At 67.5% G+C, this 26,226-nt stretch carries 25 protein-coding genes; 8 read left to right on the top strand and 17 right to left on the bottom strand.

Features of this window, described 5'->3' with window-relative positions:
• Positions 1 to 17: 17 nt before the first annotated feature.
• Positions 18 to 689, top strand: a complete 672-nt coding sequence (locus tag AC1C2T_RS11170) for a FadR/GntR family transcriptional regulator (protein WP_495362630.1) — start codon at positions 18 to 20, stop codon at positions 687 to 689.
• An 88-nt stretch (positions 690 to 777) separates the two neighbouring features.
• Here AC1C2T_RS11170 and AC1C2T_RS11165 read toward each other — a convergent pair whose 3' ends face one another.
• The 7 genes from AC1C2T_RS11165 to AC1C2T_RS11135 form a co-directional block, all read right to left on the bottom strand.
• Positions 778 to 1,764: an ABC transporter substrate-binding protein gene (locus tag AC1C2T_RS11165; protein WP_495385297.1), complete on the bottom strand. Its 987-nt coding sequence runs from the start codon at positions 1,762 to 1,764 to the stop codon at positions 778 to 780.
• 61 nt (positions 1,765 to 1,825) lie between these two features.
• Positions 1,826 to 2,857, bottom strand: coding sequence for an ABC transporter permease (locus tag AC1C2T_RS11160; RefSeq protein WP_495362628.1), 1,032 nt, complete (start codon positions 2,855 to 2,857; stop codon positions 1,826 to 1,828).
• Positions 2,854 to 4,389: a sugar ABC transporter ATP-binding protein gene (locus AC1C2T_RS11155; RefSeq protein WP_495362627.1), complete on the bottom strand. Its 1,536-nt coding sequence runs from the start codon at positions 4,387 to 4,389 to the stop codon at positions 2,854 to 2,856. Before AC1C2T_RS11155 ends, AC1C2T_RS11160 begins: the two co-directional genes overlap by 4 nt.
• Positions 4,389 to 4,826 (bottom strand): RbsD/FucU family protein, encoded by a 438-nt coding sequence (locus AC1C2T_RS11150; protein WP_495385296.1) that lies wholly within the window; start codon positions 4,824 to 4,826, stop codon positions 4,389 to 4,391. Before AC1C2T_RS11150 ends, AC1C2T_RS11155 begins: the two co-directional genes overlap by 1 nt.
• Before the next feature lie 111 nt (positions 4,827 to 4,937).
• A complete protein-coding gene (locus AC1C2T_RS11145) occupies positions 4,938 to 5,783 on the bottom strand; it encodes an amidohydrolase family protein (protein WP_495385295.1) in 846 nt (281 codons plus the stop codon).
• On the bottom strand, positions 5,780 to 6,748 hold the full coding sequence (locus AC1C2T_RS11140; protein ID WP_495385294.1) for an aldo/keto reductase: 969 nt from the start codon (positions 6,746 to 6,748) through the stop codon (positions 5,780 to 5,782). The genes AC1C2T_RS11145 and AC1C2T_RS11140 overlap by 4 nt, the downstream gene beginning before the upstream one ends.
• A complete protein-coding gene (locus AC1C2T_RS11135) occupies positions 6,745 to 8,049 on the bottom strand; it encodes an L-fuconate dehydratase (RefSeq protein ID WP_495362623.1) in 1,305 nt (434 codons plus the stop codon). The genes AC1C2T_RS11140 and AC1C2T_RS11135 overlap by 4 nt, the downstream gene beginning before the upstream one ends.
• Before the next feature lie 161 nt (positions 8,050 to 8,210).
• On the opposite strand from AC1C2T_RS11135, the gene AC1C2T_RS11130 reads away from it, so the two are divergent.
• From AC1C2T_RS11130 to AC1C2T_RS11120, 3 genes are all read left to right on the top strand, one after another.
• Positions 8,211 to 9,059 carry a fumarylacetoacetate hydrolase family protein gene (locus tag AC1C2T_RS11130; protein WP_495385293.1) on the top strand — a complete coding sequence of 283 codons (849 nt, stop codon included), beginning with the start codon at positions 8,211 to 8,213 and terminating at the stop codon, positions 9,057 to 9,059.
• A gap of 134 nt (positions 9,060 to 9,193) precedes the next feature.
• Positions 9,194 to 9,952, top strand: a complete 759-nt coding sequence (locus AC1C2T_RS11125) for an SDR family NAD(P)-dependent oxidoreductase (RefSeq protein ID WP_495385292.1) — start codon at positions 9,194 to 9,196, stop codon at positions 9,950 to 9,952.
• A gap of 108 nt (positions 9,953 to 10,060) precedes the next feature.
• On the top strand, positions 10,061 to 10,936 hold the full coding sequence (locus tag AC1C2T_RS11120; protein ID WP_495362620.1) for a fumarylacetoacetate hydrolase family protein: 876 nt from the start codon (positions 10,061 to 10,063) through the stop codon (positions 10,934 to 10,936).
• A gap of 18 nt (positions 10,937 to 10,954) precedes the next feature.
• On the opposite strand, the gene AC1C2T_RS11115 is transcribed toward AC1C2T_RS11120, so the two are convergent.
• On the bottom strand, positions 10,955 to 11,866 hold the full coding sequence (locus tag AC1C2T_RS11115; RefSeq protein ID WP_495385291.1) for an alpha/beta hydrolase: 912 nt from the start codon (positions 11,864 to 11,866) through the stop codon (positions 10,955 to 10,957).
• 87 nt (positions 11,867 to 11,953) lie between these two features.
• Between AC1C2T_RS11115 and AC1C2T_RS11110 the strand changes: the two genes are divergently transcribed.
• Entirely contained in the window at positions 11,954 to 12,376 is a 423-nt protein-coding gene (locus AC1C2T_RS11110) for a MarR family winged helix-turn-helix transcriptional regulator (protein ID WP_495362618.1), read from the top strand.
• Positions 12,377 to 12,436: 60 nt separating this feature from the next.
• Here AC1C2T_RS11110 and AC1C2T_RS11105 read toward each other — a convergent pair whose 3' ends face one another.
• From AC1C2T_RS11105 to AC1C2T_RS11090, 4 genes are all read right to left on the bottom strand, one after another.
• Entirely contained in the window at positions 12,437 to 13,945 is a 1,509-nt protein-coding gene (locus AC1C2T_RS11105; RefSeq protein WP_495385290.1) for an aspartate ammonia-lyase, read from the bottom strand.
• Between the two features lie 281 nt (positions 13,946 to 14,226).
• On the bottom strand, positions 14,227 to 14,976 hold the full coding sequence (locus AC1C2T_RS11100; RefSeq protein WP_495385289.1) for a glycoside hydrolase family 16 protein: 750 nt from the start codon (positions 14,974 to 14,976) through the stop codon (positions 14,227 to 14,229).
• A gap of 183 nt (positions 14,977 to 15,159) precedes the next feature.
• Complete coding sequence (locus AC1C2T_RS11095; RefSeq protein WP_495385288.1) at positions 15,160 to 18,339, bottom strand: glycoside hydrolase family 3 C-terminal domain-containing protein; 3,180 nt, start codon at positions 18,337 to 18,339, stop codon at positions 15,160 to 15,162.
• A gap of 337 nt (positions 18,340 to 18,676) precedes the next feature.
• Complete coding sequence (locus tag AC1C2T_RS11090) at positions 18,677 to 18,994, bottom strand: hypothetical protein (protein ID WP_495362608.1); 318 nt, start codon at positions 18,992 to 18,994, stop codon at positions 18,677 to 18,679.
• A 196-nt stretch (positions 18,995 to 19,190) separates the two neighbouring features.
• Between AC1C2T_RS11090 and AC1C2T_RS11085 the strand changes: the two genes are divergently transcribed.
• The gene (locus AC1C2T_RS11085) at positions 19,191 to 20,477 is read left to right on the top strand and encodes a uracil-xanthine permease family protein (protein ID WP_495385287.1); all 1,287 of its coding nucleotides are present in this window, start codon (positions 19,191 to 19,193) and stop codon (positions 20,475 to 20,477) included.
• A gap of 70 nt (positions 20,478 to 20,547) precedes the next feature.
• Here AC1C2T_RS11085 and AC1C2T_RS11080 read toward each other — a convergent pair whose 3' ends face one another.
• The 5 genes from AC1C2T_RS11080 to AC1C2T_RS11060 all read right to left on the bottom strand — a co-directional run bounded on the left by AC1C2T_RS11080 (position 20,548) and on the right by AC1C2T_RS11060 (position 25,235).
• Positions 20,548 to 22,029 carry an NCS2 family permease gene (locus tag AC1C2T_RS11080; protein WP_495362606.1) on the bottom strand — a complete coding sequence of 494 codons (1,482 nt, stop codon included), beginning with the start codon at positions 22,027 to 22,029 and terminating at the stop codon, positions 20,548 to 20,550.
• Between the two features lie 58 nt (positions 22,030 to 22,087).
• Positions 22,088 to 22,435 (bottom strand): peptidase, encoded by a 348-nt coding sequence (locus tag AC1C2T_RS11075; RefSeq protein ID WP_495362605.1) that lies wholly within the window; start codon positions 22,433 to 22,435, stop codon positions 22,088 to 22,090.
• Complete coding sequence (locus tag AC1C2T_RS11070; protein WP_495385286.1) at positions 22,432 to 23,610, bottom strand: inorganic phosphate transporter; 1,179 nt, start codon at positions 23,608 to 23,610, stop codon at positions 22,432 to 22,434. The genes AC1C2T_RS11075 and AC1C2T_RS11070 overlap by 4 nt, the downstream gene beginning before the upstream one ends.
• A 108-nt stretch (positions 23,611 to 23,718) precedes the next feature.
• A complete protein-coding gene (locus tag AC1C2T_RS11065) occupies positions 23,719 to 24,201 on the bottom strand; it encodes an 8-oxo-dGTP diphosphatase (RefSeq protein WP_495362603.1) in 483 nt (160 codons plus the stop codon).
• 2 nt (positions 24,202 to 24,203) lie between these two features.
• Positions 24,204 to 25,235 (bottom strand): 6-phosphofructokinase, encoded by a 1,032-nt coding sequence (locus AC1C2T_RS11060; RefSeq protein WP_495362602.1) that lies wholly within the window; start codon positions 25,233 to 25,235, stop codon positions 24,204 to 24,206.
• 166 nt (positions 25,236 to 25,401) lie between these two features.
• On the opposite strand from AC1C2T_RS11060, the gene AC1C2T_RS11055 reads away from it, so the two are divergent.
• Together AC1C2T_RS11055 and AC1C2T_RS11050 are read left to right on the top strand one after the other, a co-directional pair.
• A complete protein-coding gene (locus AC1C2T_RS11055; RefSeq protein WP_495385285.1) occupies positions 25,402 to 25,746 on the top strand; it encodes an ArsR/SmtB family transcription factor in 345 nt (114 codons plus the stop codon).
• Entirely contained in the window at positions 25,743 to 26,219 is a 477-nt protein-coding gene (locus AC1C2T_RS11050; RefSeq protein WP_495385284.1) for an SRPBCC family protein, read from the top strand. Before AC1C2T_RS11055 ends, AC1C2T_RS11050 begins: the two co-directional genes overlap by 4 nt.
• Positions 26,220 to 26,226 lie beyond the last annotated feature (7 nt).

Here is a 26,226-nt window from a genome sequence, read left to right as displayed (position 1 = left end):
CGCGGTACGATCTCGGCATGGCGGTCACCGATGAAGCAATTCTGCGCATCAAAGAGATGATCATCGCGGGTGAGCTCTCGCCCGGGGATCGGCTGCCCCCCGAGAAGGAGCTGAGCGAACGGCTCGGCCTCTCGCGCTCCTCACTGCGAGAAGCCGTCAAGGCACTCGAAGTGATCCGAGTGCTCGATGTGCGCCGCGGCGACGGCACCTACGTCACGAGCCTCGAACCGCGACTGCTGCTCGAGGCGATGTCGTTCGTCGTCGACCTGCACGACGATCATTCGGTGCTCGAGATCTTCGCGGTTCGCCGCATCCTCGAACCTGCGGCCACGGCCCTCGCGGCCCGCAACGCCGATGCCGCCGACATGCAACGCCTCCGTGAGATCGTCGCGAGCGTCGACCATGCCGCCGATGTCGAGGGGCTCGTCGAACACGACCTCGAGTTCCACCGTGGCATCGCCGACGCCGCTGGCAACACCTACCTCGCAAGCCTCATCGACTCGCTGTCGAGTCACACGGTGCGGGCCCGCATCTGGCGCGGAATCACGCAGGAGAACGCCGTCGAGCGCACCCTCTCCGAGCACCATGCGATCCTCGACGCGATCGTCGCGGGCGATGCCGATCTCGCTTCGGCGCTCACCGTGGTGCACGTGAGCGGTGTCGAGCAGTGGCTCCGCGCCGCACTCTGAGCACGGTGTTCTGAGCGCGTTCCGGGAAGGGCGCTCTGCGCACGCGAAAGGGCGCCGGCCGAAGCCGACGCCCCGAGACTTCCGGAACCTACTCGTAGAGCACGGCCTGGATCTCGTCGTCGTCGATGTTCGACGCGTCGTACCAGTAGTAGCCCGTATCGATCGTCTTCGGCAGTTCCTTGCCGTCGAGCGCCTCGACCGCGGCTTTGACCGTCTCGTAGCCGATGCCGACCGGGTTCTGCGTGATCGCGCCGGTCATCAGGCCGTCGCGGATCGCATCCATCTGCGCCTTGCCGGAGTCGAACCCGACCACGACGAGCTGGCTCGGGTCGATACCGAGTTCCTTCACGGCCTGCACGACGCCGATCGCAGAACCCTCATTCGAGCCGTAGATGCCCTTGAGGTCGGGGTTGGCCGCGAGTATCGCCTTTGCGAGGTCAGCGGACTTCGCCTGGTCGCCGCCGCCGTACTGCACGTCGACGATCTCGATGTTCGGCTCGTTCTCCTCCATGTAGTCGACGAAGCCGTCGCGACGCTCCTGGCCGGTGACCGAGGTCTGGTCGTGCACGACGAGGGCGACCTTGCCCTCGTGGTCGACGGCCTCGGCCATGTGTTTGGCAGCCTCAGCGGCAGCGGCGAGGTTGTCGGTCGCTGCGGTTGTGAGCGGGACGTCGCTGTCGACGCCCGAGTCGAACGCGATGACCGGGATGTTCGAGTCCTTCGCCTGCTGCAGCAGTGGACCGGCCGCCTGGCTGTCGAGGGCCGCGAACCCGATCGCCGCGGGGTTCTTGTCGAGCGCGGTCTGCAGCTGCTGGATCTGCTGGTCGACGTCGGCCTCGGTGTCGGGACCCTCGAAGGTGATCTCGACGTCGAATTCCTCCGCCGCCTGCTCGGCGCCCGACTTCACGGCCTGCCAGAACTGGTGCTGGAAGCCCTTCGAGACGAGCGCGATGTACGGCTTGTCACCGTCGCCTCCTCCCGAGCCCGAACCTCCGCCGTCGCTCGCGCAACCGGCGAGCACGAGGGCTGCGGCAACGGCGCCGACGATCACGCCCATCCTTCGCTTCTTGAACATGTCACTCCTTGGTGTTGTGGGTATTCGTGGTGGTGCGGGTTGTGCCGGGCGCGCCGGCGGGTCAGGACCGCCGGCGTCGCAGCATGTCGAGGTAGACGGCGACGAGGATGACGATGCCGACGGCGACCGACTGCCACTCCTGCGGCACGGAGATGATGCGAAGCCCGTTCGTGAGCACCGCCATGATGAGCGCGCCGATCACGGTGCCGATGATGGAGCCCTTGCCACCCTGCAACGAGGTGCCGCCGATGACGACGGCGGCGATCGCCTCGAGCTCGAGCCCCATGCCGCCGGTGGGCTGTGCCGACGAGAGACGTGAGGCACTCAGCACGCCGGCGAGGCCCACGAACAGGCCCGCGAGCGTGTAGATGACGATCTTCCACCGGCGCACGTTGACGCCGGAAAGCGCCGTGGCCGCCTCGTTCGATCCGATCGAGAAGGTATAGCGGCCGACGATCGTCTTCGACAGCAGCACTGCGGCCACGATGATCATGACGATGAAGATCGCGACACCGAGCGGGAACCGGATTCCGGGGACGATCGACAGGTTCATGATCGACTGGAACTCGGGGGTGTCGTTGAAGTAGATCGGCTTGGTGCCCGAGATCACGAGCGACAGGCCCGCCGCGATCAGCATCATGCCGAGGGTCGCGATGAACGGCGGGATGCCGAGCACTGAGACGTTCACGCCGTTGATGAGGCCGATCAGTCCACCGAACAGGATGGTGGCCCCGACGCCGGCCCAGAGCGGCCAGCCGAGGTAGGTGAGGAAGACGCCGGCCATCACGCCGCAGAGCACCATTCCGGTGCCGATCGAGAGGTCGATGCCGCCGGTGATGATCACGAAGGTCGTGCCGAGCGCCAGGATGCCCGTGACGGTCGCGGCGGTCAGGATCGAGACGAGATTGTTCGTCGTGAAGAAGTGCGGGCTCGCGAACGAGAACACCGCGACGATCACGATGAGGCTCGCGAATGCGAGCAATTGCTGCAGTGAACCGCGCAGCCACGCGAATCTGGGGGTACCGGCCTCGACCGCGGCGAATGCCGTCGTCGACGGGGTCGGTGCTGGCGGTTGCGTCGTCGTCGGGCTCATCGTGCGATCGTTCCTTCGCTCGTGAATCGGGTGGCGTAGTCCATGAGGTTCTCTTGCGTCGCCTCGACGTTGTCGAGCACCGCTGTGAGGCGTCCCTCGGCCATGACGGCGATCCGGTCGGAGAGCCGGAGCACCTCTGGCAGCTCGGAGGAGATCATGATGATCGCCTTGCCCTGGTCGGCGAGCTGGCGCAGCAGGGCATAGATCTCCTCCTTGGCACCGACGTCGATGCCGCGGGTGGGTTCGTCGAAGATGAGCACTTCGCAGTCCTTCGCGAGCCACTTCGCGATGACGACCTTCTGCTGGTTGCCGCCCGAGAGGTTCTTCACGAGCTGCGCTGTCGACGGCGTCTTGATGCGGAGCTTCTCGACGTACTCGCGTCCGGTGGCCTCGATGCGGGAGCCGTTCACGAATCCCAACGCCGAGACGTAGTCGCGAAGCGAGGCGAGCACGATGTTCTCGCGAACGCTTCGCTCGAGCAGTACGCCGAGCTGCTTGCGGTCTTCGGAGAGATACCCGATGCCGAGCCGAGCAGCCTCTGCGGGATTCCCGATCGTCACCGGCCGGCCGTGCACGAGGATCTCCCCGGACTCGATGCGGTCGGCGCCGACGATGGCACGGGCGACCTCGGTGCGACCAGCGCCCATGAGCCCCGCGAATCCGAGGATCTCGCCGGCGCGCACGTCGAAGCCGACGTCGCGCAGCAGGTGCTTCGTCGTGAGCCCGCGCACCGAGAGCACGGGCTCGCCGCTGCCCGTCGCGACAGGCGGGCGCTGTTCGCCCGAGATCTCGCGTCCGACCATGAGCGAGATGATCTCTCGCGGCTCGGTCTCGGCGGTCACCCGCGTGCCGATGTACCGGCCGTCGCGCAGCACCGTGATGCGGTCGGAGATGCGCGCGAGTTCCTCCATGCGGTGCGAGATGTAGATGACGCCCGTGTCTGGAGTGCGGAACCGCCGGATCAGCTCGAAGAGCACATCGACTTCGGTGTCATTCAGGGCGGCGGTGGGCTCGTCCATGATGAGCACCTTCGCGTCGAACGAGAGCGCCTTGGCGATCTCGACCATCTGCTGTCGCGCGACCGTGAGCCGTTCGACCCGCTCGGTGGGGTCGAGGGCGAGCCCCAGTCGGTCGAAGAGGTCTTGGGCTCGCCGGTTGAGGGCTCGCTCGTCGAGGAACAGGCCGCCGGCCCGGTGCTCGCGGCCGATGAAGATGTTCTGCGCGACCGTGAGGTCGGGCATGAGGTTGAACTCCTGGTGGATGATCGAGATGCCGAGCTCCTGAGCATGGCGCGGCCCTTCGATCGTGAGTTCCTTCCCGTTCAGGCGGAAGGTGCCGGCGTCGGGCGTGTAGATGCCCGCGAGGAGCTTCATGAGCGTCGACTTGCCGGCGCCGTTCTCGCCGACGAGGGCGAGCACTTCGCCGTGTCGGAGGTCGAGTCGCACATCGGCGAGCGCCTGAACGCCGGGGAAGCCCTTGCTCACCCCCTCGAGGTCGAGTAGCGGGGTCGCAGCGTCGGCATGTGCGCTCATCACGCAGCCCCGGTCGGCGTGTACGCGTTCACGACGCCCTTGCGCAGCACGATGTTGCCGCATGGTCGCAGCTCTCCCGTGCGCACGATCAGTTGCGCCGCGGCGGCCCGGTCGTAGAAGGCGAATCGCTCGAGCTCTTCGACCCGGTCGGCGGCCGCGTCGGCAGCCGCGACGAGTTCGTGCTGCACGGGCAGCCGCTCGCCACCCTCGGCCGCCATGAGCAGCACTGCAGCGCCCTCGTAGGTATCGAGCGGGACGACGGTGCGGATCGCGGCGACCACGTCGGCCGCGTCGAGTGCCGCGGCCTCGACCACCAGTGCCCCGACCCGGTGGGCGGGAAAGTTCGCGTCGGCGACGACGAGTTCGTCGCCGTGACCGAGCCGATCGAGCGCGGCGAGCAGTTCGCCGCCGAGGATCGGGTTGATGCCACTCAGCACGTGCGCCTCGCTTCCTTGAGATTCGGGATGAGTGTACTACTCATCCGATGTTTCAGCGGGTTTCACTCCGATTTGTTGCCACTCTGTATTTATATAGCGAAAGACATCCGATTACTCGCGCGAATACACGCGTTCGGCAGTGCCACCCAGCACAGCGTCTCGCTCGGACGGAGCAAGCTCGGCGAGACATCCGCTCATGACCGCCCACGTCGACTGATAGCCGCCGTGGGGCACCGACATCGGCCAGTCGCCGCCGTACATCAGGCGAGCCGGCCCGAACGACTCGAGCGCGATCTCCCAGAGCGGCTGCACCGTCGCACTGCCGTACGGCACTCCCGGCAGGTGCAATCCCGAGAACTTCGCGACCGTGTTCGGCAGCGCGGCGACCGCCTCGAACTCGCGTCGCCACGCGTCGAAGTCGCCGCGGCCGACAGGCGGCTTGGCGAGGTGGTCGATCACCACGGTGAGCTCGGGGATCGCGAGTGCGAGTCGCCGCGCCGCGCCGAGGTGGCGCGGCCAGGCGTCGGGCACGTCGAATGCGAGGCCGCGCCGGGCGACCTCGGCGAGCGAGGCGCGCACGCCGCGCAGCTCGAGGAACCCGTCGCGCGGGTCGTCGTGCACGAGGTGACGGATGCCGCGGAGCGCGGTCTCCCCCTCGAGCGCGTCGAGCGCTGCGAACGCCGCGGCGCGATCGTCGAGCGGCACCCAGCCGACGACGCCCGCCACCCAGTCGTGATGCGCGGCGACCCCGAGCATGAATCGCGTGTCGGCGAGCGAGTCATCGGCCTGCACGAGGATGGCAGCGTCGATGCCCGCGGCAGCGAGTTCCGCCCGCGCCTGCTCGGGCCCGAAATCCGCATCGAGCGGCCCGAGCTCAGGCGTGATCCACGCGTAGTCGCTCACCGAGCGATCCCAGAGGTGCAGGTGCGCGTCGATCGTGCGGGCCGGCGCGGTCACGGAATGAGCCCCTCGTCGCGCAGTCGGATCCACAGGGCGTCGGGAACCGGTGCGTGCACCCGAGCGGCGTTCTCGGCGATCTCGGCCGGGCGCGCCGAGCCGACGACGACCGATCGCACAGCAGGGTGCCGGAGCGGGTACTGCAGCGCAGCGACCGGCAACTCGACGCCCTCGGAGCGGCAGACTTCGGCGAGCCGGGTGGCGTGCGCCAGCACCTCGGGCTGCACCGCGCCGTAGTTGTAGCGGCCACCCTCCGCCGGTCTCGACGTCGAGAGCAGGCCGGAGTTGTAGACGGCGGCGGCGACGACGCCGACCCCGCGCTGCTCGCACAGCGGCAACAGCTCGGCGAGCGCCGGCTGCTCGAGCAGCGTGTAGCGCCCGGCGATCATCACGAGGTCGAGGTCGCCTTCGCGAACCGCGCGCGCCGCGGCATCCGCAGAGTTGGTGCCGATGCCGATGGCGGCGACGACACCTTCGTCGCGAAGCTTCGCAAGTGCGGGCAGCCCCTCGCCGATGCCTCGATCGAGGTCGTAGACGTCTGGGTCGTGCAGGAATGCGATGTCGATGCGGTCGAGACCGAGGCGTTCGAGGGAGTCCTCGAGGCTTCGGCGGATGCCGGCCTCGCTCGGGTCGAAGCGGCGTACCGTGCTGTTCGGCACGGCGAAGTCGAACGCCAGGTCGTCGCCGCCGGCGAAGTCGGGGTTCGGGTCGAGCACTCGCCCGACCTTCGTCGAGAGCACGAAGTCTTGGCGGGGCTTCGCGGCGAGGTAGGAGCCGAGTCGCCGTTCGGAGATGCCGAGCCCGTAGTGCGGTGCGGTGTCGAAGTAGCGGATGCCGCTGTCCCATGCCGCGGCGAGCGCGGCCTCCGACTGCGCGTCGCTCACATCGCGGTAGAGGTTGCCGACCGAGGCCGCGCCGTAGCCGAGCGGGCCGAGCCGCTCGGCGGAGGTGACGTCAGCGGTCATGCAGTCACCTCCCCGACCTGCGCACCGCGCCACGTGTACTCGTCGACGGATGCCGCGAGCATCTCGGTGCCCGCTCCGGGCGTGGTGGGCGTGAGGTACCGGCCGCGACGCACCACGGCCGGGGTGACGAAGTGCTCGTGGAGGTGGTCGACGAATTCGATCATGCGTCCCTCCATCGTGCCCGAGAGCGAGACGTAGTCGAACATCGAGAGGTGTTGCACCGCCTCGCAGAGCCCGACACCACCGGCGTGCGGGCAGACGGGCACGCCGAACTTGGCGGCCAGCAGCAGGTTCGCGATGTTCTCGTTGACGCCGCCGACGCGCGTAGCGTCGATCTGCATGACGTGCATGCCGCCGGCCTGCAGCAGTTGCTTGAAGACGATGCGGTTCGCCACGTGCTCGCCCGTCGCCACCTTGATCGGCGCGACGCCGCGGGCGATGGCCGCGTGCCCGAGGATGTCGTCGGGGCTCGTGGGCTCTTCGATCCACTCCACGTCGAATTCTGCGAGCGCGTTGACCCATTCGATCGCCGCGTCGACGTCCCACCGCTGGTTCGCGTCGATGGCGATCGGGAATCCGTCGCCCACGGCGGCGCGTGCGATGCCGAGCCGGCGGATGTCATCGGCGAGATCGGCGCCGACCTTCAGCTTGATCTGCGGGTAGCCGTCGGCGACCGCCTCGCGGCAGAGCCGGTCGAGCTTCTCGTCGGAGTATCCGAGCCAGCCGGGCGTCGTCGTGTATGCGGGGTAGCCGATCTCGAGGAGTTCGGCCGTACGCTCGGCGCGACCGGGTTCTGCCGCGCGGAACAGCTCGAGCGCTTCATCCGGAGTGATCGCATCGCTGAGATAGCGGAAGTCGACGAGCGCGACGAGCTGTTCGGGCGAGAGCTCGGCGACCAGGCGCCAGAGCGGGAGGCCTGCTCGCTTGGCCTTGAGGTCCCAGAGTGCGTTGATCGCCGCGCCGATCGCCATGTGCATGACGCCCTTCTCGGGGCCGAGCCAGCGCAATTGCGAGTCGTGGGCGAGCAGGCGCCAAGCGGAGCCCATGTCGTCGAGCAGTGCCTCGACATCCTGGCCGAGCAAGTGGCCGCGGAGCGCGTCGAGCGCCGCGACCTCGACATCGTTGCCGCGCCCGATCGTGAAGACGAATGCGTGCCCCTCGAGGCCGTCAGCGGCGTCCGTGCGGATCGTGAGGTACGCCGCCGAGTAGTCGGGGTCGGGGTTCATCGCGTCCGAACCGTCGAGTTCGAGGGAGGTCGGGAAGCGGATGTCCCGGGTATCAACTCTGACGATGGTGCTCATGACGTCCTTTCCTGGCGACCCGAGTCGTGGCGATCCTGAGCATAAACATCCGATGTCTCTCCTGTCAACCGCGCGAAGATATGCAAGAATCTCTCTGAATCGGCCTGCGCCTCACCCAGACTTCAGATGTTCACGCAGAGCCACGAATGGAGCAGACCAGCATGAGATTCGCCCGGCTCGGCAATATCGGCACCGAGATCCCCGTCATCATCGAGGGCGACCGCGCGCTCGACCTGCGCTCGATCACCGCCGACATCGACGGCCGCTTCCTGGGCGGCGACGGTATCGAGCGCGCTCGGGTCGCGGCTGCCGGCGGCGAACTCCCCGAGGTGCAGGATGCCTCGAGCCTTCGAGTCGCGGCTCCGATCGCCCGCCCCTCGGCGGTGTACTGCATCGGCATGAACTACGCCGCACACGCTGCCGAATCGGGCTCCGAGCCGCCCACGCAGATCGTCATGTTCATGAAGTCACCGAACACCGTGGTCGGCCCGTACGACGACGTCGCGATCCCCCGCGGCAGCGAGAAGACCGACTGGGAGGTCGAGCTCGGCGTCGTGATCGGTCGCCGCGCGAGCTACCTGGACTCCCCCGCCGATTCCCGCGCGCACATCGCGGGCTACGTCACGGCGAACGATCTCTCCGAGCGCGACTGGCAGATCGCGATCTCGGGCGGTCAGTGGTCGAAGGGCAAGAGTGCGCCCGGGTTCTGCCCGACCGGCCCGTGGCTCGTCACCGACGACGAGCTCGACGCCGACGATGTGCACCTCACGAGCTTCGTCAACGGCGAGCCCCGACAGGACTCGCGCACGAGCGACCTCATCTTCAACGTCGACACGATCGTGTGGACGCTCAGCCAGTACCTCACCCTCGAACCCGGCGACCTCGTGCTCACGGGCACGCCGGAGGGCGTCGCCCTCTCGGGCCGGTTCCCCTATCTCACCGCCGGCGACGTCGTCGAACTCGAGATCGAAGGTCTCGGCCGGCAACGCCAGCAGTACGTCTCATCCTGATTCGAGCCGCCTGACCCGGGCCGCCTGACCCGATCCGCCTGAACCGAATCGCCCGACCCGATCCGCCCGACCCGAATCGCCTGACCCGATGCGCCCGAACCGAATCACCTGACCGACTCGAAAGGTTCCAACACATGAGCAACGAATTCAGCGGCCTCGTCGCGATCGTCACCGGCGGGGCATCCGGCATCGGAGCCGCGATCGCAGCCCGCCTGCAGAGAGGCGGTGCCCGCGTCGTCGTGTTCGACCTGCAGCCGGATGCCGCGGCCCACGCCGATCTGGCCGTCGACGTCGACGTGGCCGATGACACCAGCGTGCGGGCCGGCGTCGAGCGCGTGGTCGCAGAGCTCGGCCGCATCGACATCGTCGTGAACAACGCCGGCATCGGCGCGCAGGGCACGATCGAGGCGAACGCCGACGACGAGTGGCACCGGGTGCTCGACATCAACGTCGTCGGCATGGTGCGCGTCGCTCGTGCTGCCCTGCCGTACCTCCGCGACTCCCCCGCCGCCGCGATCGTCAACACCGCGTCGATCGCGTCGACGGCGGGACTGCCGGAGCGCGCCCTCTACAGTGCCAGCAAGGGCGCCGTCGCGGCGCTCACCCGGGCGATGGCCGCCGACCACCTGCGCGAGGGCATCCGCGTGAACGCCGTCAACCCGGGCACCGCCGACACCCCATGGATCGGCCGCCTGCTCGCCTCCGCCGATGACCCTGCCGCTGAGCGCGCCGCCCTCGAAGCACGCCAACCGCACGGGCGCTTGGTGTCGGCCGACGAGGTCGCCGAAGCCGTCGCGTACCTCGCGAGCCCCGCCTCCGGATCGACGACCGGAGTCGCGATCGCCGTCGATGGGGGCATGCAGGAGTTGCGGTTGCGACCGGCGGCGAGCTGACGCGGCATCCGTTCGCGTGATCGTCTTGTCGACGCGAGGGTGCTCGAAGCGACGTTCGTTGTACATCGCGCACATCGCATTGGCCGAGTCGCCCGATAGCCTGAACAAGTGAAGTTCGCGCACCTGAGAGTCGAAGGCCAGACGATCCCTCGACTCGCGGCGGTGGTCGCGGATTCCGCGATCTTCCTCGACGAGTGCATGCAACAGCCGCCGCGCGATTTGCAAGATCTCATCGAACGCGGCGCCGAGGGCCTCGCCGAAGTGCGCGAGGTGGTCGACTCAGTTGTCGCGCTCGGCAACGACACGACGCCAGTGACTGAGCTCCGGCATTCCTCTGCCGTGTTGCGGCCGGCGCAGGTGATCGCGATCGGTGCGAACTACGCCGCGCACGCCTCCGAGCTGAAACTGCGGTCTGAGACGGCGATGACGATCTTCTCGCTCTGGCCGAACTCGCTGACCGGTCACGGCGCAACGACCACGTGGCCCGACGACCTCACGACGCAGGTCGACTACGAGGCCGAGCTCGGCGTCATCATCGGCCGGCCGGCGCGAGGCGTGCACGTGCGCGACGCCCTCGACTACGTGTGGGGCTACACCGTCGTCAACGACATCACCGCGCGCGACCTGCAGTTCAGCGAAGCGCAGTGGTCACGCTGCAAGTCGTTCGACGGGTTCACCCCCACCGGGCCCGTCGTCGTGACCGCCGACGAAGTCGCCGACCCGCAAGACCTGTGGCTCACGACGAACCTCGACGGTCATATCCTGCAAGATGCCTCGACGAGCGAGATGGTGCGCGGCGTCGCCGAGATCATCTCCTACCTCTCGCGATCGGCGACGATTCCGGCCGGCACACTCATCTCCACCGGCAGCCCCGGCGGCGCCGGGTACTCGCGCAACCCGCAGGTCTTCCTGCGCGATGGTTCGACCGTGACCGTCACGATCGAGGGCATCGGCTCGCTCACGACGCACTGCCGCGTCGTCTGAGGCGCTGGCGAACCCCGCTCAGCCGACGAGTTCACCGGCCGAGAGGCGGCGCCGGAGGAAGTCGCCCGCACGATCGAGCGCGACCCCGGCCGCATCGAGCGTGCCGAGCGCCGTCTGGTAGTTGTGGGGCGCCCGAGCCGCGACTTCGAGCACGACGTCGACGTCGTCGTGCGCCGCGTTGGCGACGAGCCTGACCGCGTCGTCGAGCAGCAGCTCCCGGCTGCCGACTTGCACGAGCATCGGCGGCAAGCCGCGCAGGCTCGCGAAGACGGGGCTCGCGAGCAGCGACGCCGCGGCGTCGGCCGCCCCCGACTCGGGCAGGTACTGGTTGGCGTATCCGCGCAGGTCGTCTTGATCGAAGAGCGGGTCATCGCCGACCCGATCCGAGAACGAGTCACCGCTCAGCGTCAGATCAACCCAAGGCGAAAAGACCGCGACCGCGGCGGGCATCCCGAGGCCGGCATCGCGGGCCGCGAGAAGGGTCGCGATCGCGAGGCCCCCGCCCGCCGAATCACCGGCGACGATCAGGCTCCGTGCGCCGAATCGCTCCAACAGCTCGCGGTAGGCGGCGAACGCATCGTCGACGGGCTCGGGAAAGCGGTGTTCGGGCGCGAGACAGTAGTCGAACGAGTACGCCGTCGTACCCGTGCGCTGGGCGAGTGCCGCCGCCATGCCCACACCGGTCGCCGCCGAACCGATCACGTACCCGCCGCCGTGCAGGTAGAGCAGCGCCCCGGCTCCCCCGCCGTCGCCGGGCACGAGCTCGATCGCGGAACGCTCGCCGATCGCGACGTGGCGAGTGGCGAATCCGTCGGGCGCGGCGACCGCGCCTTCGGTGAAGGCGATGCGCATCTCGGCGACGGTCGCGTCGGCAGCGAAGCGCGAAAGCGCGTAGGACTCGGACAACCGGTCGAACTCGAGGCGTGACATCCTGCTGCTCCTGTCGTAGATTGATTACTAGGAATCAATAGTATGAGCAATTAGCTTCCTGTCAATCTATTTCTTAGGAATATATCTGTGTCTGACGACCTCGCCCTCTTCTTCGACCTCGTGCGCGCCGAGACCCGGTGGTTCGAACAGCTCGACAGCGAGCTGTTCGAAGAGCACGACGTGCACCTGGCGAGCTACGACGTGCTGCGGGTGATCGACTCGGTCGACGGATGCCGCGTGCAGGACATCGCCGATGAGATCGGCATCACCGTCGGAGCGGTCAGCAAATCAGTCGACCGCCTCGAGCGCGACGGCTGGGTGCGACGCGTCGCGAACCCGAGCGATCGCCGATCCTCGCTCATCACCCTCACCGAGGCGGGCACCGCGCTGGTGACCCGGGCGACGCCGTTCGTCGTCGGCGCCGTGCAGTCCCGCCTCGCCTCGATCGGCGGCGACGCGCGGCGCGCGCTCACGACCGGTCTCACGGCACTGCGCGCCTCGCTCGGCTGATCAGACTCGCGCGCGAGGTGCAGCCCTGAGGGTGTCCCGGGCGTGCCCGGAAGCATCCGCCTACTCGCTCGGCTCGCCCTGCAGGTCGATCAACGGGATCGCCTTCGTGATCGGGCGCATGCCCGAGAGCTTGGAGGGCAGCAACTGGGCCATCACTGCCTCGCGAGTCATGAGCCCGGCCTCGACGACCAGGTCGGCGACGGGTCGTCCGGTCTTCAAAGCGAGCTTCGCGAGCGTGGATGCCTCGGTGTAGCCGATGAACGGGATGAGCGCGGTGATCACGCCGACGCTCGAAGCGACCATGGCCTCGAGCCGGTCGACGTTGGCTGTGATGCCGTCGACGCAGTTCACCCGGAGCGTCCAGCACGCCTGCCGCATCCACGTGATCGACTGCAGCAGCGAGTGGGCCATCACCGGCTCGAACGCGTTCAACTGCAACTGGCCGCTCTCGGCCGCCATCATCACCGTGACATCCGCACCGGCCACCGCGTAAGCGACCTGGCTCACCGCCTCGGGGATGACGGGATTGACCTTGCCCGGCATGATGCTCGAACCGGCCTGCTTGGGCGGCAGGTTGATCTCGCCGAACCCGGCCTGCGGGCCGGACGAGAGCAGGCGAAGGTCATTGCAGATCTTCGACAGCTTGATCGCGCTGCGCTTCAGCGCGCTCGAGAACGTCATGAACACACCGGTATCGCTCGTCGCCTCGATCAGGTCGGGCGCCGTCTCGAGGCGTAGCCCGGTAATCGCGCTGAGGTGGCGCACCGCCGCGGCCGCGTAGCCGGGGTCGGCGGTGATGCCGGTGCCGATGGCGGTGGCGCCGAGGTTCACCTCGGAGAGCAGCTTGATCGTCTCGCTCAGTCGCTCGTAGTCTTCGCCGAGCGTCGTCGCGAAGCCGTGGAACTCCTGGCCGAGGGTCATCGGCACGGCGTCCTGCAGCTGCGTGCGCCCGACCTTCAAGACCTCGTGGAACTCCTGGCCCTTGCGGCCGAACGCGACGCGCAGCAGATCGAGCTCACGCAACATCGTGGTGAGCGAGAAGGTCATCGCGAGCTTGACGGCGGTGGGATAGGTGTCGTTCGTCGATTGGCTGCGATTGACGTCGTCGATCGGGTCCAGCACGTCGTAGCGGCCCTTGGGGTAGCCGCCGATCTCCAGGGCGAGGTTCGCGATGACCTCGTTGGCATTCATATTCGTCGACGTGCCGGCGCCGCCCTGGATGACGCCGACCACGAACTCCTCATGAAGCTCGCCGTCGAGGATCCGCTGGCAGGCCTCGTCGATCCATTCCGCTTTCTGAGCCGTGAGCACTCCGACCTCGCGGTTCGCTCGTGCCGCGGCCTGCTTGACGGAGGCGAGCGCGACGACAAGGTCGGGGTAGACCGAGATGGGGCGCTTGGAGATCGGGAAGTTCTCGAGCGCCCGCTTGGTGTGCACTCCCCAGTACGCGTCTGCCGGCACCTCGAGCGAGCCCAGCGAGTCGGTCTCGGTGCGGGTCGGTACGGCGGGTGGTGACGGGATCGGAGCGGTGTCGGTGTACGTGTCGTCGGCCGTCTCGGGCTCGTGCATTCTTCCTCCAACAATGGGCTCGAGTGCACGTCAGCATGTGACGCACCCGCAGCCGGCTCCATCGCCTGTTCGCCCGCGGGATCACCGCGTGCTGCTTCTGCATCGAGCCTATCGTCGCGGGATGCGACTTCCTCCGGCTTCCATCTGACGGAGCTGTCACGGAGCGCGCCGGCACAACGCGTCTCGATACGCTCCTTCGTCGCTACTCGACCAACGAACCCCACACCCGCTGATCGAGTAGCGAGCACCAGCGAGCGTATCGAGATCACCCGACTTCGTCGCTACTCGACCCGCTGCTCGAACCGGACGAACTGCACGGCCGCGTACGTCTCGAGCGCGCCGGATTCGTCGTGGGGCCACGTGTTCAGATCGACCGGACCGGAGAGGAAGGAGCCGACCGTCATCACGATCGTGATGAAGAACGGTTGGTCGAAGGGCCAACCACCCTGGGCGCGCGAGTCGGTCGCCTCTGCGACGTGGTACACCTGCCCGTCGATCGCCCACATGATACGACCTGGCTCCCACTCGAGTACATGCTCCGCCCACCGATCGACGAGCGAGGGCACCGTACCAGTGGTCGAAATCGGTGACTCGCCGGAATAGCCCGGGCCGTGAATGGAGGCGAACGGCGCCGTAGGGCGACCAAGCGCAATCTCCGTGGCGTCGATCTCGCCGCACGCGGGCCAGCCCACGGAATCGATGTCGGCGCCGTAGAGGCACACGCCGAACCCCACGCCCTGTCCTGGCCCGAGGAGTTGACGAGTGGTGAGGCGACCATAGGGTCCGACAGCGACTTTGCCCTTCGAGGAGATGCTCCCGGCGATGAAGGGATACCCGTCCATCTCCTCCTGACGGGCGTGCAGCACGAGGTTGCCACCCTCGATCGCGACCATTCGCGGATCGTTGAACTGCTGCTCGTTCAGGTCCCGATTGCCGCCGGAGTCCTCAGGCGTCCACACCTCGGGATTCAGGCCAGCCGAGAAGTCGTCCTCCCACACCACCTTCCACCCTGGCGTCGGAGACGCGCTCATGGCACGTGGCGATGCACTGTTCGGAGGGGAATGGGGCGTGCATGCGGAGATCGCCGCCGCCAGCCCCGCCACCCCTCCCATGGCAAGCACTGTTCGTCGAGAGACGGTTCCTCCGCACCGACTCGCTCGCGGTGCGGAGGAACCCATGAACACGATTCCTTCTCGGAGGCCGATCGCCGAGCCCTATCCGGCCCTTCCGATCGGGCTGACGTTGCCGGCGTTATCGATTGCGCGGTACTCGAGCACGAATCGCGATGTCCCCGTCAAGACCACTCCCCGGTAGTTCTGCCATGGGCTGACGATCGTGCGCTTGCCGATATGGATCTGGTACCGATACTCGATGCTCGCCACCCCTGAGATCTCGTCTGTCGCCGTCAGCTGGGTGAGGAACCTGAATCGAGTTCGCTCCGCCGTCACGGTGGGTGGCGTTCGGTCGATCTTGATCTCGGTGGTGACGACCTCCGACACGTTGCCCGCCGCATCCGTCGCCCGCGCGCCGACCGTATAGACACCGTCGGCATCGAGCACGAGCTGGCCGTCTTGCACGGCGTACTCGCCTCCGTTGACGCTCACCTCGACGACCGGCGCCGGATCGACCTCGTCCGTCGCTGCGAAGGTCAACGTGACGGGCTCGGTGTACCAGCCGTTGTCGCCGTTCGGCGTCGCCGGATCCGCCGTCACCGACACGGTCGGCGGAGTGACGTCCGGCTGCCCGACGATGATGGTTCCCGTGGCGGGGGTGTCCGCCGAGGAGCCGCCGACGTACAGCGGCACGGAACCGGAGGGCGTCACCCAGGAATCGGTCGCGACATCCCAGTACTGCAGGGAACGTCGGTCGATCGGGATGGCGACCTCCGCGCTCTCGCCGGGATCGAGCGTCACTCGGGTGAAGCCCGCCAGTGCGAGATCGACCGTCTCGACGTCCGTCGGGAGGTTCCCGACGTACGCTTGGACCACCTCAGTGCCGGCGACGCTTCCGGTGTTCGTGACCGTGACGGTCGCCGTCGTGGCAACCGGCTCGTCCGAATCCGGATCCACGGGCGCCGCCTCGACGGCGGAACCATACTCGAACGTCGTGTAGGACAGGCCGTGCCCGAAGGGGAACAGCGGCGTGGCGTCTTGCTCGACATACGCCTTGTATCCGACGTAGATGCCCTCGTCGTACACGGTGGTCGGGTAGATCTGCGTGACCTGATCGAACGGATGCTGGTAGGGGCCGCCGACCGCGGTGACTTGTGCATCATCCACGGGGAACGTCACGGGCAGCTTTCCGGACGGGTTGACGTCACCGAAGAGCAGTCCGGCGACGGAGCGTCCCTGGGCTTGACCCGGATACCACGCCTCGAGCACCGCTGAGACGTCGTCGATCCACGGCATGGCGACCGGACCGCTGGTGGCGAGCACCACGACCGTGTTGTCGTTGACGGCGGCAACCGCCTCGATGAGCGCGTCCTGGTTCTGCGGCAGCACCAGGTAACCGCGGTCGGCGGCCTCGCCGGTGTAGTCGCGCGCAACGACCACCGCGATGTCGGCGTCTGCAGCGGCGGCGACAGCCTCATCGATGGTCGGGTTGAGCACGCCGACCGGCGGCACCCAGCCCAAGCGCACCATCGCCCCCGGCTGATCGTTGAGCCCGCCGTTGAACTGATCCGGGACGTCCGTCTCGTAACTGACCTCGACGAAATACTCCTGCCCCTCGACGAGATCGATCGTCGCGGCGTCGGTGCCGTACGTCGTTCCATAGTCGTCGATGAGGGTCTGGCCGTCGACGAGCAGTTTGGCCGTGCCGAGGTGGCTGAGCGACAGCTCGTACGAACCGGTGGCGGGAGCGGTCAACGTGCCGCTCCACACGACCGAGATCGGCTGAACGGCATATTGGACGCCGGGGCTCGGCACCTGAGAGGTGTTGATCGTGTCATTCGAGATGCCGGTGCGGTAGTTCACCTGCGGTTCGGTTCGAATCAGGGTCGGCTCCCCCGGGAACCCGAGACCGTTGAAGTAGAACGCGGTCAGTCCGTCCTCGTCGGCGCCGCTCGAGGGCCGGAGCACCGACGAGGGAACCGGCACAGGGCCGGGCAGTGTGTCGGCGAGCGAGACCGCATCGGTGCCGCGCTGGTAGGTCACCTCACCTGCGGCGCGGTCGGTGATGCCGTCGAGGATCGTGGTCAGCTCTGCGGGCCGCTGGATCGCGCCACTGCCGCCGCCGTCGATGTACCAGTCCGCGTCGGCTCCGATCACGGCGAGGGACTCCGTATCATCGGCAAGCGGCAGCGTGCCGTCGTTGCGCAGCAGCACAGCCGAGGTGTCAGAGATGGCCTCGGCGACGGCATCGTGCTCGGTGATAGTGGCCGCGTCGAGCGGCGTGGATGCCGGCTGGGGATCTTCGAACGAACCGGGCGGCGGATCGTCGATGATGCCCACCGCGAAGAAGGTCCGGAGCACCCGGCGCGCAGCATCCGTCACCCGCTCCTCGGAGACGAGTCCGCTCTGCACGGCGGCGATCAGGTTGTCCGAGGAGTACTCGTAGCCGGGCCCTGGCACATCCATGCCCGCTTCATAGTCGGCGAACGAATGCGCGGCGTTGAAGTCCGAGGAGACGTACCCGGCGAAGCCGAGCTGGGTCTTGAGGATGCCGTTCAGGAGCTCGTCGTTCCCACAGGAGTACTCGCCGTTGACCTTGTTGAACGCGCACATGACGGCGCCCGGATCGGCGTCGCGCACGAGGGTCTCCCACGGTCGGGTGTACACCTCTTGCAGCGGTCGCTCCTCGATGACGGCGTCGACGTGGCCGCGACGTGTCTCCTGGTTGTTGAGGTTGTAGTGCTTGACGATGACGGAGATGTCTTCGCTCTGGCTACCCGCGGCCTGCGCCGCCGCCATTCCGCCACTGACCAGCGGGTCCTCGCCGAAGGCCTCCCACATCCGCCCGTTGAGGGGCGTGACCAGCAAGTCCATCGTGGGTCCGGCGAGCCCGTTGAAGCCGAATGCCCGCGCTTCCTCGCCGGCGACTGCGCCGTAGGCTTCTGCAGCCTCGAGATCGAACGTCGACGCGAGGGCGATGCCGACGGGCAGTGCAGTCGACTCGGTGTCGGTCACCGCGACACCGCAGCATCCGTCCTTCCCTCGGATCGGTGGAACGCCGTATTGCGGCAGACCCGGTCCGCCGGACTGGATGAGGAGCGTCACTTTCTCCTCGAGGGTGAGGACATCGACGAGCAACTGCGCCCGCTCGTCCGCGGAGAGGGACGTGTCCATCCACGGCTCCTCGGCGGCGGCGACCGGGGTGACCGTCGACCCGATCATGAAGACCGCGGTCAAGACTGCCGCGCCGATGGATGCCGAACGTACTCGCGTGTTTCTCATCGCATTTCCCTCTGTCGAGGGTCGCCGCGAAAGCCCGATCGGTCCTCATCGACGGCCGGATGGATACCGCGCTCAGCCGAAGGCGACGTCGGAATCCCCGGCGAGATCGGGAGCGTGAGTAGCCTGCGACGCTACGGCGCAGCGGGCTGCCCCGATAGCCCCTTGCGGCTCGTGCTCGATGGTGCTATTAAGAACCGCTCACGGTCGATCGAGTGGCGAGCCCCGGCGAACCCCGCACCCGTTGATCGAGTAGCGAGCGCCAACGAGCGTATCGAGATCGCGCAACCGGATCTCGATACGCTCCTTCGTCGCTACTCGACCAGCGAACGCGTCGAACTCAGAGGAATGCGAAGGGCAGCATCGCAAGTCCGAAGACGAGGAAGCCGAGGGTCGCGATGACGGCGCCGGCGAGCATGACGGCGTTCAGCACGATGCCCCAGATGGCCATGGTGCGAGCCGCGGGCTCGCGCTTCAGCGCGAGGATGCCGAGCACGAGGCCGATCGCCGGCACGAAGAAGGTGTAGCTCGCGATGATCGAGACGAGGCCGAGCACGAGACTCGAGATGCTGAACCCGCGCGTCTCCGCGGCCGGCGCGGCGTAGGGGTTCGGCTCCGCGAACGGCGCCTGGGTTGCGGTGTCGGTGACGGTGGTCATGGTGTGTATCTCCTGTTCGTGGGTGTGCTTCAACGCTACGGATGCCGCGGCGCGCGCGGTATCGGGCTATCCCCCCGAACCCGAGGCGGGCGTGCACACCCCCGTGCCGGGCGGATGCCCCTCGCCGCCGTGAGCCGAGCCGATACGAGCCGATACGATCTGATGGATCCCGCCCCTCCTCCCGAACGGAACCACTATGCCCCTGCCCTGGACCCTGCACGGCGACGGCAAGAACGTCAGCCCGGGCGAGGTCGTCGCCCCCGGCGAACGCCTCAGCTGGCCGCGCACGATCGGACTCGGCGCGCAGCACGTCGTCGCCATGTTCGGCGCGACCTTCCTCGTGCCGATCCTCACCGGCTTCCCGCCCGCGACGACCCTGTTCTTCTCGGGTCTCGGCACGATCCTCTTCCTCCTCATCACGAAGAACCGGGTACCGAGCTACCTCGGTTCCTCGTTCGCGTTCATCGCCCCGATCAGCGCCGCGATGGGTGCGAAGGGCATCGCCGATCCGATGGGCGCGGCGCTCTTCGGCATCGTCGTCGTCGGCGTGCTGCTCGCCCTCGTCGGCCTCCTCGTGCAGTGGGTCGGCACCCGCTGGATCGACGTGCTCATGCCGCCGGTCGTCGCCGGTGCGATCGTCGCGCTGATCGGCTTCAATCTCGCACCTGCCGCGAGGGACAACTTCATGCTCGCCCCGCTCACGGCATTCATCACGCTCGCGGCGGTGATCGTCGCGAGCGTCGCGTTCCGCGGCATCCTCGGGCGCATGTCGATCCTCGTCGGCGTCGTGATCGGCTACATCGCCGCCGCGATCCAGGGCGAGATCGACTTCGGACGCATCGCGGATGCCGCGTGGATCGGCCTGCCGAGCTTCCACCTGCCCGCGAACCCGTTCGCGGACGCCACCGTGTGGGGCTTCCTCCCCGCGTTCCTGCCGGTCGTACTCGTGCTGGTTGCCGAGAACGTCGGTCACATCAAGGGCGTTGCACAGATGACGGACCCCTCGGTCAATCGTTCGACCGGGCGCGCGCTCTTCGCCGACGGCATCGCCACGACGATCGCCGGCTTCTTCGGCGGCTCGGGTACCACGACGTACGGCGAGAACATCGGCGTCATGGCCGCTACGCGCATCTACTCGACCGCCGCCTACTGGGTCGCCGGCGCGTTCGCGGTGCTGCTCGGCCTCTCGCCGAAGTTCGGCGAGGTCATCAACACGATCCCGGCCGGCGTGCTCGGCGGTGTGACCACCGCGCTCTACGGCCTGATCGGCGTCATCGGCGTGAAGATCTGGATCGATAACAAGGTCGACTTCGGTAAGCCCGTGAACCAATTCACGGCGGCCACGGCGCTCATCATCGGCATCGCCGACTTCACGTTCGCCGTCGGCGGGGTCTCGTTCAACGGCATCGCGCTCGGCACGATCGCCGCGATCGTTATCTACCACCTCATGAACGGCATCGCGAAGGTGCGCGGCACCAACTGACGCGAGCTCGAAACGACGGATGCCCCGTGGCCCTGATCGGCCACGGGGCATCCGTCGTTCATGGGCGGGTTCAACCGCCGAGGAGCGCCTCGACGGGTCCGCGTGCGAAGTAGAGGAGGAAGCCGGCTGCGACGATCCAGAGCAGCGGGCTGATGTCGCGCGCCTTGCCCGACAGCGAGCGAACCACGACCCACGCGATGAAGCCCGCACCGATGCCGTTGGCGATCGAGTAGGTGAGCGGCATGACCGTGACCGCGAGGAACACGGGCAGGAGCACCGAGAAGTCGGAGAAGTCGATGTACTTGATCTGCGCCATCATCAGGGCACCCACGATGACCAGCGCAGCCGACGCGACCTCGGTCGGCACGATCGAGACCAGCGGTGTGAAGAACATCGCCGCGAGGAAGAGCAGGCCGGTCACGATGTTCGCGAGGCCCGTGCGAGCGCCTTCGCCAATGCCGGCGCCGGACTCGATGAAGACCGTGTTCGAAGAGGACGAGGTGAATCCACCGGCGACGGCACCGACGCCCTCGACGATCAGCGCGGACTTCAAGCGTGGGAAGTCGCCCTTCTCGTCGGCGAGCTTCGCCTCTTTCGAGAGGCCCGTCATCGTGCCCATGGCGTCGAAGAAGTTCGTGAAGACGAGCGTGAAGACGAGCATCACCGCGGCGAGCACGCCGATGCGCTCGAAGCTGCCGAACGAGACCTGGCCAACGAGCGAGAGGTCGGGCAGGCTCACGATCGAGCCGGTGAGTTCGGGCACGGAGAGGCTCCAGCCGCCCGCGTTGAACTCCTCGCCGGCGAACATCGGGCCGAGGTTCCAGATCGCCTCGACGACGACCGCGAGCACGGTGCCCGAGACGAGGCCGATGAGGATGCCGCCCTTGACCTTGCGTGCCACGAGGATGCCCGTGAGCAGCAGGGTGAAGATGAAGACGAGGGTCGGCACCGTCGCGACGGAACCGGCGATGCCGAGGCCGACGGGCGGCGAGGAAGCACCAGTGGCGGTGACGAAGCCGGCATTCACGAAGCCGATGAATGCGATGAAGAGACCGATACCGACGGTGATCGCGAGCTTCAGCTGGATCGGCACGGCGTCGAAGATCAGGCGGCGGAGGCCGGTCGCGGCGAGCAGCACGATGACGAGGCCGTTGATGAGCACGAGACCCATCGCCTCTGGCCAGGTGACCTGACCGACGACCGAGACCGCGAGGAACGAGTTGATGCCGAGCCCCGCGGCGAAGCCGAACGGCAGTCGCGCCACGAGGCCGAAGAGGATCGTCATGACGCCGGCAGTGAGGCCCGTGACAGCAGAGACCTCGGCGAACCCGAGCTGGTTGCCGTCGACGTCGACGCCGGCCGACAGGATGATCGGGTTGAGGATCACGATGTAGGCCATCGTCACGAAGGTGACGATGCCGCCGCGCACCTCCGTCGCGACGGTTGAGCCGCGTTTGGTGATCTCGAAGAATCGATCGACGGGGCTCGCGGGCTTCTCGCTCTGCGGGGCCGTCGCCTCTGGGGTCGTTTCTGGGGCCGTTTCAGTATTCATCCGGGAACCTTCGATGAGGGACGCGTCGGAGTTCGGCGCGACGGGTGGACGGGATCTTTCAGCTGGTGAACAGCTTGATGAGGTGTTCGCCCACGATCAAGTAGAGACCGAAGAGCACGGCGAGGCCGCTGAGCGCGAAGCACGCCCACGCGCCGACGAGCGCGGCGCGTTTCTGCCCCTCGCTCAACGGGCTCTTCTTGGCCGCCTTGGCCGCCCGCTTCTCAGCCTGGCGGATCTCGGCGGGCGTCACCACGGTGATCGCGTCAGTGAACTCGGCCGGGGTCACGATGGGCGTACGGCCCGAGATCGTGAGGAACCGGACTCCGAGCGAGTATGCGGAGACCACGACGACCGTGCCGATCATGGCTGAGACGAAGACGAGAAGGAATGCGAACCAGTCGATCACGGCTTCACCTTCTTCTTCGGCTTGGGGTTGCGCTTGATCTTGACGGCGCGGCCCGAGTGCGCGACTTCGCTCACCACGTTGTGGTGTGAGACCTCGTTGCGGCGCGACCAGATGAAGATCGTCGCGATGACGACGACGCCGACGACCGTATCGATGATGATGCCGATGACACCGAGGTGGGCGACGACCGCGGCGAGCGCGCCGACACCGCCTGCGGCGGGCAGGGTCAGGAGCCATCCCACACCGATGCGGCCGGCCGTGCGCCAGCGCACCTTCGAGCCGCGGCGACCGAGCCCGGAGCCGATGACCGAGCCCGATGCGACTTGCGTGGTCGAGAGCGCGAATCCGACGTGGCTCGACGCGAGGATCGTCGCGGCGGTTGCCGTCTCTGCCGCGAAGCCCTGCGCGGGCTTCACATCGGTGAGGCCGGTGCCGAGGGTCTTGATGATGCGCCATCCGCCCATGTAGGTGCCGAGCGCGATGGCGATGGCGCATGTGACGATGACCCACAGCTGCACGTCTGCGCCGGCCGGCTGCAGACCGGCTGCAACGAGGGTCAGCGTGATGACACCCATCGTCTTCTGCGCGTCATTGGTGCCGTGCGCGAGTGCGACGAGCGAGGAGGAGAAGACCTGCGCGTGGCGGAATCGGTCGCGACCGTCGGGCTTGCCGTCGTAGCGGCGTGTGATGGCGTAGGCGAGTTTCGTCGCGGTGTAGGCGATGAGCCCGGCGGTGAGCGGCGCCAGCAGCGCGGGCAGGATGACCTTCGACAGCACGACGCCGAAGTCGATCGCGCCGAAACCGAACCCGACGAGCGCCGCGCCGATGAGGCCGCCGAAGAGGGCGTGGCTCGATGATGACGGCAGGCCGAGCAGCCAGGTGACCATGTTCCACACGATCGCGCCGATCAGCCCCGCGAAGATGAGCTCGGGGGTGATCAGCACTCCCCCGTCGCCCTCTTTGATGATGCCGCCCGAGATGGTCTTGGCCACCTCTGTTGAGAGGAATGCGCCGACGAGGTTCAGGATGGCGGCGAGGCCGACCGCGACTTTCGGCTTCAGCGCACCTGTCGCGATCGGAGTGGCCATGGCGTTGGCCGTGTCGTGAAAGCCGTTGGTGAAATCGAAGAAGAGCGCCAGTGCGATGACCAGCACGACGATGAGGGTGAGATCCACCGGCGTCTTTCTCTGGGATCGGTGATGCCCACGCCTACGGGATGGATTTCACCAGATGTTCAGGGGACGTGCCTTGCAGAGTCGGCATTCGCCGTGCACTCGTCGATACTACGCGACGGGACTCTGCTCATCCACCACGGTCGCGAGGTCGTCCCCGAACACGAAGCTGCGCCGCACCTGACCGCCGGCGAGTACGCCCGGTAGCCATCGGCGGGCGTCATCCCACATCTGCTCGAGGGGAATCTGCTGCACATCGAACCACTCGGGGTCGAGCTCGTCGGATGCCTCGGGCACGCCCTCCCATCGGCGGCACACGAAGACGTTCGAGACTTGACTCCATGCTTCGCGATGCGGGAAGAAGTAGCTGAGCGCGCCGCGCGGCTCGAGGTCGGCGCCGGCGACGACGAGACCGGATTCCTCGAACACCTCGCGCACCGCGGCATCCGTCGCCGATTCACCCGGCTCGAGCTTGCCGCCGGGCGCGACGTAGTAGCCCTGGCCGAGCCCGAGCTTCTTTCGTCCCAGGAGCACCTCGACCCGTCCCTCGTGCTCGCGCAGGAGGTAGCAGACGCAGACCTGGGGCAGAGGCATGATCAGCCGAAGAGGATCTTCGCCTCGTCGTACCGGGACTGCGGCACTCGGTTGAGACTGCCGACCGCATCGGCGATCGAGACGGTCTTGATGTCGGTGCCGCGAAGCGTGACCATCGAGCCCCACGCGCGGTCGTAGACGGCTTCGATGGCGGCCATGCCGAGCCGGGTCGCGAGCACCCGGTCGTACGCCGACGGGGCTCCCCCGCGCTGGATGTGGCCGAGCACCGTCGCCCGGGACTCGATGCCCGTGCGCTCTTCGATCATCGGCGCGAGCTGCTCTGAGATGCCGCCGAGCCGCGGGCGGTTGAACGCGTCGAGGCCCTTGTGCGAATGCGCTTCGTTCATGCCGGGCAGTGTGAACCCCTCGGCGACGACGACGAGTGGAGCCCGCCCGCGGTCGCGCACCGACTCGACCCACTCGCAGATCTGCTCGATCGACTGGGGCTGCTCGGGAATCAGGATCGCGTGGGCGCCGCCGGCCATACCGGAGTGCAGGGCGATCCAGCCGACGTGGCGGCCCATGACCTCGAGCACCATGCAGCGGCCGTGCGAGTCGGCGGTCGTGCGCAAGCGGTCGATCGCCTCGGTGGCGATCTCGACGGCCGTGTCGAAGCCGAAGGAGTAGTCGGTGGCGGCGAGGTCGTTGTCGATCGTCTTCGGCACGCCGACGACGTTGATGCCGCCCTCGTCATGGAGGCGCCGAGCAGCCGTGAGCGTGCCTTCACCGCCGATCGCGATGATCGCGTCGATGCCGTGCTCATCGAGCATCCGCTGGATGTTCTCGGGCCCGCCGCCCTCACCCTCGAACGGGTTGGTGCGGCTCGAGCCGAGGATCGTGCCGCCCTGCTTCGCGAGACCGCGCACATCGTGCCGGGTGATCGGCATGATGTCGGCCTCGACGACACCCTTCCAGCCCCAACGGAACCCGACGAACTCGGCCTCGTGCGAGATGACGCCCTTCAGCACCGCACCGCGGATGACCGAGTTGAGGCCGGGGCAATCGCCGCCCGACGTGAGGATGCCGATCTTCATGGCTCGTGGGACTCCTTGCAGTGGGGGAAGCGTCGCAGGAGCCACTTCATCGGGGCACGACTCCGGAAGTCTAGCGAACCTCGACTCCCGTGGCCGGGCTGGAGGCACCGAGCGGGAGCGATTCCCGGCTGTTGTGCTCGGTGTTCGCTCGATGTAACTTAGCCACATGGCTCAGTATTCATCCACACTCGATGGGGCATTCCAGGCCCTTGCCGACCCGACCCGGCGCGCTGTGCTTGGTCGTCTCGGCACGGGACCGGCGAGCATCGGCGAGCTGGCAGCGCCGTTCGACATGGCCCTGCCGTCGTTCATGAAGCACATCCACTACCTCGAGAGGAGGGGCTGGGTCAGCACGCGCAAGACCGGCCGTGTGCGAACCTGCGCTCTCGAGAGGACCTCGTTCGATGTGATCGAGACCTGGCTCAGCGAACAGCGAAGCATCTGGGAAGGCCGCACCGACCGGCTCGAGCACTTCGTCACCACCACTCACGACAAGGAAACCTCAGAATGACCGACTCCGCTCGCCCCGAACTCGACCTGACCGTCACCCGAATCATCCGCGCCCCGCGCTCCGCCGTCTGGAACGCCTGGACCGACCCCGCGAGTTTCGAGCAGTGGTGGGTTCCCGCGCCAGAGGTCTGTCGCGTACGGCAGATGGACTTGCGACCCGGCGGGGCCTTCCGAACCGAGCTCAGCCAAGACGGCATCGCATTCGGCCCGCACATCACCGGCTGCTTCCTCGCCGTCGACGAACTCGAGCGCATCGTCTACACCGACGCGCTCGTTGCCGGCTGGCGCCCCGCGGAGGCGTCATTCGTGACCGCCGTCATCATCCTCGAGGATCACCCGGATGGCACCGAGTACACCGCCACCGCGATGCACCGCAACATCGCCGACCGCAACCAGCACGAACAGCTCGGATTCCACGACGGCTGGGCCACCGTCACCGGACAGCTCGCCGAACTCGTCGAGTCGCGGGCGTAGACGACAA

Source organism: Agromyces sp. Y558 (assembly GCF_059445415.1).
This window is presented reverse-complemented; position numbering and strand designations above follow the sequence as displayed.